The organism is Protofrankia sp. BMG5.30, assembly GCF_001983005.1.
GTDB lineage: Bacteria > Actinomycetota > Actinomycetes > Frankiales > Frankiaceae > Protofrankia > Protofrankia coriariae.
This window is the reverse complement of record NZ_MOME01000027.1, coordinates 1-6,355: the sequence shown is the minus strand read 5'-3', so window position 1 is coordinate 6,355 and position 6,355 is coordinate 1. Positions and strand designations below refer to the sequence as shown.

The window sequence follows — 6,355 nt, the reverse complement described above, 5'->3', positions numbered from 1 at the left end:
GGCCGCCCGCAACAACCTCGCCAACGCCTACCAGGCCGCCGGCCAGCACGACGACGCCATCCGCCTGTACGAGCGGACGCTGGCCGACAGCGTGCGGGTCAATGGTCCCGACCACACCTTCACGGTCATGGTCAGAGACAATCTTGCCGCCACGAAGCATCGCGGCCCGTCGGCCGGTAACCCAACACGGTCGACGGACAACCCGGATCGACCGTAATCCGCTCGGGGGCGGACGGCATCCGCCGCCGTCGGGAGCACAGGCAGGGTGCACGGCCTGGCGGGGCACCGCTGCCGAACCAGTCATGATCGGTGCCGGTCCGGGCCGAGTGGCCGGTCATGGCAGGCAGCCATCCACCCGGCCGTGGCGGGATGGCGATCCGGGCCGGCGGCCGGCTACCCCGCTCGAGGCGCGACTGGCCCGGCAGGCCCGCGCCGCTGGAGTCGGCGGCGAGAGATGGCGGTCGGGGGGAGATCCGCCAGCGGCAGATTCACGTTCTGATCAACACTTTCTGTCGATCGATAGGCCACCCTTGCCCACAGGATAGACAATCCGCCATCTTTCAGTAGCAGATTGCGTATCACCACACCATGTTGTTACTTTGGTTAACAAACTATGTAGCCGAACTGCATTGTACCCCCTGATGATCCTCTATAGAAAGAGGACTATGCCGACGACTGGGAGCCCGCCCGCTCTCGCCTCCACGACCGCGCCCGGTCTTCGGCGTCCACCCCGTCGTGGTCACGACGCTCGCCGCGACCGTGGACGGCGGCCCCACCGGGCCGGCCACGGGCTCGTTCACGTCGGTGTCGTCGCGCCCACCGCAGACGCACCCACCGCGGACGCGCCCCGACCGGGCCTGGCCCGACGAAACGTGTCCGCGGTGACGCCATGACGGCGAAGAAGAACCAGGGCACCCTGGACATGCTGGGCCCGCTGCTGGGGCGGAACCTGCGGACCATCCGGATCGGCATCGCGCTGACGGTTCTCGCCCAGGCCGCGCTCGCCGCGCTGCCGCTGATCCAGCAGGTGATCATCGACGACGCGATCGTGGCCAGGCGACGCTCGCTGGCGCTGTGGGTCGCGATCCTGGTCGCCGCCGGCGTCGTGAGCTTCGTCCTGCAGTACTTACGCCGCTCGATCGGCGGCAGGGCGGCGGCGCGCAGCCAGCGCGACCTGCAGGTGCAGGTCCATCACCACCTGCAGTACCTGGACGCGGCCGGGCACGACGAGTTCCGCACCGGCGACATCATGTCGCGGGCGACCTCGGACCTCACGGTGATCCAGATGTTCATCCACCAGCTCGGCATCGCCTATGGCAACCTCACCCTGCTGGTGGTCGCGCTCGGCGTGATGATCTGGCTCTCGCCACTACTGTCAGTGATCATGGCGGTCTCGATGCCGGTGTTCCTCGTCGTCGCGACGCGGTTCCGCCAGCGAACATTTCCAGCCAGCTGGACGGACCAGTTCTACAAGGGCTCGGTCGCCGGCGTGGTCGAGGAGGCCGTCACCGGCGTCCGCGTGGTGAAAGCCTTCGGGCAGGAGGCCCAGGAACAGCAGTCCCTCAACGCCGAGGCGCACACGCTGTTCCAGTCCCGGCTGCGGACCGCGCGCATCACCGCCGCCTTCAGCGCCTCGCTCGATGCCTTTCCCGGGCTGAGCCAGCTTGCGGTCCTCGCGCTGGGCGGCTGGCTGGTGATGCGCGGCGAGGTGACGCTGGGTGTCTTCCTCGCCTTCTCCAGCTACGTCCTGCAGCTGGTGACCCCCGTGCGGTTCCTGTCCAACATCCTCACCACGAGCCAGCAGGCCCGCGCTGGCGTGGCGCGCATCCTCGAACTGCTGTCCGCCGAGTCCCGCGTCCGGYAGCGGCCGGACGCGGTCGCCCTCACGGACCCGGACGGGCTGTTGGAACTCGACCACGTCGACTTCGCCTACCCCGGTGGCGAGCCAGTGCTGCACGACATCACCCTGCGTATTGAATCGGGAGAACGGATCGCGATCGTCGGCGCGTCCGGCTCGGGCAAGTCGACGCTCGCGCTGCTGCTGGCGCGGTTCCACGACCCGACCTCCGGCACGGTCCGTGTGGACGGGCGGGATGCCCGCGACTACACGTTGATGTCGCTGCGCTCGACGGTCGGCCTCGTGTTCGAAGAGGGGTTCCTCTTCTCCACGACGATCCGCGACAACATCGCGTTCGGCCGCCCGACCGCGTCCGATGACGAGGTCGAACACGCGGCCGTCGCGGCGCACGCGCACGGCTTCATCGCCGGCCTGCCGGACGGGTACCAGACCGTGGTCGGGGAACGGGGCTTCACCCTCTCCGGCGGGCAGCGTCAGCGCATCGCTCTCGCGCGGGCCGCCCTGGCCAACCCGCGCGTGCTCGTTCTGGACGACGCCACGTCGGCGATCGACGCCCGCACCGAGCACGCGATCCACCATTCGTTCGAGGAGGTGCTCGCGCAGCGGACCACCGTCCTGATCGCCAAGCGTCACTCCACACTGCAGCTGGCCGACCGGGTCATCGTGCTGGACCGCGGGCGCATCGTCGACCAGGGCACGGCCGAGGAACTGCTCGACCRCTCGGAGCTGTTCCGCGAACTGCTCACCGGCCTGGACACCGGGCTCGCCGAGCACGGCACGCCGCCGGCCGAGCCGGTCACCGCGATCGACCCGGTGGCCTGGCCGACGGACGTCTCCCGCCTCGGCGCGCCGAAGGTGAGCACCTATGCCAGCGACTCCGCCCTGCGCTCGACGGTGGGCGGGCCCGGAGGCGGCCGCGGCGGCGACTCCTCGCAGCTGGCCGGGCTGGCGGCCGCGTCACCCGAACTGCTCGCCGAGGTGGACCGGCTCCCACCGCTGGCCGGCGACCCGCGGGTCGACCTCGACGCGGCGATGGCGCCGCACGACGACTTCAGCATGGGCGACGTCTTCCGGCCGTTCGCCCGGCCGCTGGCGCTGGCCGCGGTGCTGGTCGTCATCGACGGGCTCAGCGGCCTGGCGGCCCCGGCACTGATCCGTTTCGGTGTCGACCACGGTGTGCTGCGGCACTCCCAGCGGGTGCTCGCCGTCGCGTGCGCCGTGCTCCTCGTCCTCCAGATCATCATCTGGGCCAACCAGCGGCTGATGACCTTCTACACCCAGYGCACCGCGGAGCGGATGTTGTTCGGCCTGCGGGTGCGTACCTTCGCGCACCTCCAGCGGCTGTCGCTGAACTACTACGAGCGACACCAGRCCGGAAAGATCATGACGCGGATGACCTCGGACGTCGAGGCGTTCGCGCAGCTGTTGCAGCAGGGCCTGGTCACCGCGATGTCCAGCCTGATGACCTGCGGCGGCATCGCCGTGGTGCTCGCGGTGTTCAGTCCCTCCCTCGCGTTGATGATCTCGGTCGTGCTCGTGCCGCTGGTGCTGTCGACGATGTGGTTCCGGCGGGTGTCCACACAGACGTATCTCGCGGCCCGGGAACRCATCTCCGTGCTCTACGCGGACATGCAGGAGAGCCTGTCCGGCGTCGTGGTCAGCCAGGCGTACAACCAGCAGCCGGCCAACGAGGCCCGCTTCGCGTCGCTGGCCGACGCGTACTGCCACGCCCGGTCACGCTCGTACGAGCTGATGGCCCGGTTCTTCCCGTTCCTGCAGCTGCTGAGCACGGCGGCGAAGGCGATCGCGCTGGCCGTCGGCGCGCATCGCATCGCGAACGGCTCGCTCAGCGCGGGACTGCTCATCGCGTTCCTGCTCTACCTCGACCAGTTCTTCACGCCGATCCAGCAGCTGTCGACGGTCTTCGACCAGTGGCTGCAGGCCGTCGTCGCCGTGACCCAGCTGCGCGAGCTCCTGCAGACCCCGAGCGGAACCCCCGACACCCCTGATCCGGTGCGTCCCGGGCGGTTGCGCGGCGAGATCACGCTCGATCACGTCCGGTTCGCCTACGAGAGCACCGGGCTCGTCGCGATGGACGACGTGAGCCTGTCCATCCCGCCCGGCCAGGTCGTCGCGCTGGTCGGTACCACCGGAGCCGGCAAGTCCACGCTGGTCAAGCTGGTGGCGCGGTTCTACGACGCGGCCTCGGGGACGGTGCGGGTCGACGGCGTCGACGTGCGCGATCTCGATCTGGCCGCCTACCGGCACCAGCTGGGGTTCGTGCCGCAGGAGCCGTTCCTGTTCTCCGGGACCATCCGGTCGAACATCGCCTACGGCCGCCCGTCCGCGTCCGACCTGGAGGTCGAGCGCGCCGCACGGGCGGTGGGCGCGCACGAGTTCATCGCCGACCTCCCGCACGGTTACCTGACCCCGGTCAGCGAGCAGGGACACTCCCTGTCGGCGGGCCAGCGCCAGCTGCTCAGCCTGGCCCGCGCGCTGCTCGTCGACCCGGCGATCCTGCTGCTGGACGAGGCGACCGCCAACCTCGATCTCGCCACCGAGGCGCGGGTGCAGCGGGCGATGGGGCTCGTGGTCAGCGGCCGGACGACCCTGCTCATCGCGCACCGGCTGCAGACCGCACGGGCATCACACCGGATCCTCGTCGTCGACGGCGGGCTCATCGTCGAAGACGGCTCACACGAGGAACTGATCGACCTCGACGGTCGCTACGCCGCGCTGTGGGCAGCCATGACCCAACGGCCAACGTCGGCCGTTCGCGACCGTCCGTAGCGAGTCCGACGAAACCTTTCCGCGGCCGCCGGGCCCGCGATCACCCAGGCGATCATCGCGATCACCCTGTGTTCTTCCTGACCTGGTTCGTCGGCGGCTGGCTGGGCCTGGAGGGCAAGCTCCGCGCGGTGCTGTCCACAGCCGGGGCACGCCCGACCAGGCCGGGCTCACATCGAATTCACATGCCGACAGTCATATCGTGCTGCCCATGCGGGTGCTGGTGGTCGAGGACGAAACACGCACCGCCACATTGCTGCGCCGCGGCCTGACCGAGGAAGGGTTCGCCGTCGACATCGTCGCGGACGGCCTCGAGGCGGTATGGCAGGCCAGCGAAATCGCCTACGATGTCATCGTTCTCGACCTCATGCTGCCAGGACTCGACGGATTCGAGGTCTGCCGGCGCCTGCGCGCCGCCGGGCGCTGGGCACCGGTACTGATGCTCTCGGCCCGCAGCGAGGTCACCGACCGCGTGCGCGGACTCGACGTCGGCGCCGACGACTACCTCGCCAAACCATTCAGCTTCGACGAGCTGTTCGCCCGGATCCGGGCACTTATCCGCCGCGGAACCCATGAACGCCCTGTCGTCCTCGACGTCGACGGGCTGCGACTTGACCCGGCCGGCCGCACCGCGAGCCGTGACGGCACCGCCCTCGACCTCTCACCCAAAGAATTCGCCCTCCTCGAATACCTGATGCGCCACCCCGGCGAGGTCCTCAGCCGAACAGCCATCCTCGAACACGTCTGGGACTTCGCCTACGACGGAACCTCGAACGTGGTCGACCAGTACATCGCCTACCTTCGCCGCAAAATCGACAGGCCCTTCGGAACCTCACAACTGGAAACAGTCCGCGGAGCCGGTTATCGGCTGTGCGCCACCACGAGCACACGGACGGCCTGACCAGCCGATGCCACTGCGCATCCGCCTCGCGGCCGTCTTCGCRCTCGGGACGCTGCTCGTGCTCGCCGGGCTGGGAGCGCTGTTCTACGTCCACACCGCTCGGACCCGCGCCCAGGGCGGAACCGGCCTGGGCCTCGCCATCGTCGCCGCGATCGCCACGGCCCACGGCGGCCAGGCCAGCGCCGCCAACCATCCTGAGAACGGAGCCGTCGTCACCCTCACGCTGAGGGTGCACCAACTGGGAGAAGCGGCGCGGCCGGGCAGGGGACTGTTTCAAGATCGGTGTTTCCGGCCCGACACGCCGGGCCCTCGGGGTCCGGCGGGATGGGCACTGTGAGTGATGACATCGGGTGATATGACCCCTCGCAAGCAAGATCGTGAATCGGGGCGGCAGCTGTCGCCGGAGCAGGCCGCTGCGGCGGCTTTGGTCGCGGACGCGAAGGCGCGTGGGCTGGCGCTGACGGGGCCGGACGGGCTGTTGAAGCTGTTCACCAAGGCGGTGCTGGAAACGGCTTTGGCCGAGGAGATGACCGAGCATCTCGGCCATGAGAAGAACCGGGTACCGGCGGAGCGGGAATCGACCAACGTCCGTAACGGCAGCCGGACGAAGACGGTCGTTTCCGAGGCGGCCGGTGAGGTGGAGATCTCGGTTCCGAGGGACCGGGAGGGCACGTTCGAGCCGCGGATCGTGAAGAAGCGGCAGCGGCGTCTGACCGGTGTCGACGAGATTGTGCTTTCACTGTATGCGAAGGGTCTGACTACGGGCGAGATCTCGGCGCATTTCGAGGAGATCTACGGGGCGTCGGTGT

Annotated in this window: 5 protein-coding genes; all 5 read left to right on the top strand. The window is 69.2% G+C overall.

Annotated elements, in window-relative coordinates; genetic code table 11:
- The coding region (locus BL254_RS15950) for a tetratricopeptide repeat protein (RefSeq protein WP_139342350.1) at positions 1-217 on the top strand (217 nt) is incomplete at its 5' end.
- A 672-nt stretch (positions 218-889) separates the two neighbouring features.
- The gene (locus tag BL254_RS15945) at positions 890-4,648 is read left to right on the top strand and encodes an ABC transporter ATP-binding protein (protein WP_076843833.1); all 3,759 of its coding nucleotides are present in this window, start codon (positions 890-892) and stop codon (positions 4,646-4,648) included.
- 208 nt (positions 4,649-4,856) lie between these two features.
- Positions 4,857-5,546: a response regulator transcription factor gene (locus BL254_RS15940; RefSeq protein WP_047225295.1), complete on the top strand. Its 690-nt coding sequence runs from the start codon at positions 4,857-4,859 to the stop codon at positions 5,544-5,546.
- Positions 5,547-5,553: 7 nt separating this feature from the next.
- Positions 5,554-5,883 carry an ATP-binding protein gene (locus BL254_RS25145; RefSeq protein ID WP_083731134.1) on the top strand — a complete coding sequence of 110 codons (330 nt, stop codon included), beginning with the start codon at positions 5,554-5,556 and terminating at the stop codon, positions 5,881-5,883.
- A gap of 18 nt (positions 5,884-5,901) precedes the next feature.
- Positions 5,902-6,355, top strand: a 454-nt coding sequence (locus tag BL254_RS15930) for a transposase (RefSeq protein ID WP_175648389.1), incomplete at its 3' end; no start/stop codon positions are given.

Bases quoted from the DNA above. Each gene is read 5' to 3' on its own strand.
- BL254_RS15940 (WP_047225295.1), top strand. From the start codon at position 4,857: ATGCGGGTGCTGGTGGTCGAGGACGAAACACGCACCGCCACATTGCTG.